This is a genomic window from Arthrobacter sp. SDTb3-6 (genome assembly GCF_013376095.1).
In the GTDB taxonomy this organism is placed as follows: Bacteria; Actinomycetota; Actinomycetes; order Actinomycetales; family Micrococcaceae; genus Specibacter.
Map to the genome: position 1 here is coordinate 1 of NZ_JAAMFN010000099.1, position 1,782 is coordinate 1,782.

Consider the following 1,782-nt stretch of genomic DNA (forward strand, 5'->3'; position numbering starts at 1 on the left):
TCGCAGTCTTTCCCGCAAAACGCCCTTCCACAAATTGATCAGTCATGCCCTTCACCCCATCCTTGTGAGGCAGGTGCCGCCGGCCGCCGGAAAAGTTGCCGCGGATTCCGGGTGCCAGGCGCCAGGCCGGGCGCCTCACCGGCAGGGAATGCCGGCGGCACTGTGTGCGGCGTGTGCCCATTCGCCGAATTCCTCACACTAATTAGTTCATAAGTAAGACGACTCCTGAGGGCATTTCTGGGATAATGGAATGTGTGTGCAAATGATGGCCGGAAGCTTGATCACCAGTCCCTTGAAGTGTTGCGCCTGCGGGCGGTGGGGCAGGTGGCGGCCGGTGCCCATCCGGAGGAGGTTGCCTGCGTGCTTGGCCTGCACCGCAAGACCGTCTACGGATGGCTGGCCAAGGCCCGTGAAGGCGGTCTTGGGGCGTTGAAGGCCAAGCCGGTGCCGGGCCGCCCGCCGAAGCTTTCCCCGACCCAGATGCGGCGTGTCTACGGGATCGTGGCGGGCACGGACCCGCGCCAGCACGCGTTCGGGTTCGGGCTCTGGACCCGGGACATCATCGGCGAGGTCATCCGGCGCGAGTTCGGTGTCGCCCTCTCGGCCGTCAGTGTCGGCCGGTTGCTCAAGGGCTTGGGCCTGTCGGTGCAAAAGCCGCTCTATCGCGCCTACCAGGCCATCCCGGAAGCGGTGGAGGAATGGAAAACCAGCGAATACCCGTCGATCGCCGCGGAGGCGAAGAAGATCGGCGCGGAGATCTACTTCGGTGATGAGGCCCAGGTCCGCTCCGACTACCACGCCGGGACCACGTGGGCGCCGGTCGGGCAAACCCCGGTCATCCAGGCCACCGGGGCAAGGTTCTCCGTGAATATGATCTCCGCCGTCACGCCGCGCGGGAAGCTGCGTTTTTCCATCATCGCGGGCACCATGGTCGCCGCTAAGTTCATCGACTTCTGCAGGCGCCTGGTCGCCGATGCCGGCCGTCCGGTGTTCCTCATCGTCGACGGGCACCCCGTGCACCGTTCCAAGGCCGTCCGGGAGTACGTCGAATTCACCAACGGCACGCTCACCCTGTACCGCCTGCCCGCCTACTCACCACAGCTCAACCCCGACGAATGGGTGTGGAAGAACGTCAAGCACGACCGGATCGGCCGCTGCCAAATCACCGGCCCCGACCAGTTCAAGGCGCTGTGCATCAAGGCCCTGCGCCGCCTCCAACGGTTCCCCCACATCGTGCGCGGATTCTTCCACGACAAGAACCTCGCCTACATTGCAGCCCCGGAAACCGCCGCATAAACCCCAGCAGTCAACTTACTTAAGTTCCCCTTAGTAACCTGGGGCGATTCGTGATGCCATCGACGGCCTCAACAAAGTTGGCATTGAACTCGTCATCCTTGACCAGATGCTCGTACAGTGAATCGCATTTCGTGCAGAAGTACGTTACGTCCAGGAAATTGCTGGGTGCCCAGTGGGGACGGCGGACGGACGCGATCACGACGTGGGCGTCCGTTGCGCAGTGGTCACACCAAACGGGAAATTGCGTTTCATCCTCAATCATTGTTGACCGGACGCGTTGCCGATTTTCACTCTGTTCACCTCGCACGGCTTGCGGCCTCCTTGTCATTATGTTGCCCTTCCTTGTAGTTGCCACTGTAGGAACCTCCCCCGTTCACGGGCACGGCCAAAAGGCCTCACTTAAGGCACGCGGCCCACCGCGCTTTCATATTGAAGGACAAGCGTCGGACACGTGACATTTGCCCTGACGCCCCAGAGCCACGGCCG

1 protein-coding gene is annotated in these 1,782 nt (G+C 62.5%); it reads left to right on the forward strand.

Going from position 1 to position 1,782, the window contains the following annotated elements; genetic code table 11:
- Positions 1 to 252 precede the first annotated feature (252 nt).
- Positions 253 to 1,296 carry an IS630 family transposase gene (locus tag G6035_RS19435; RefSeq protein WP_176618746.1) on the forward strand — a complete coding sequence of 348 codons (1,044 nt, stop codon included), beginning with the start codon at positions 253 to 255 and terminating at the stop codon, positions 1,294 to 1,296.
- Positions 1,297 to 1,782: the final 486 nt, after the last annotated feature.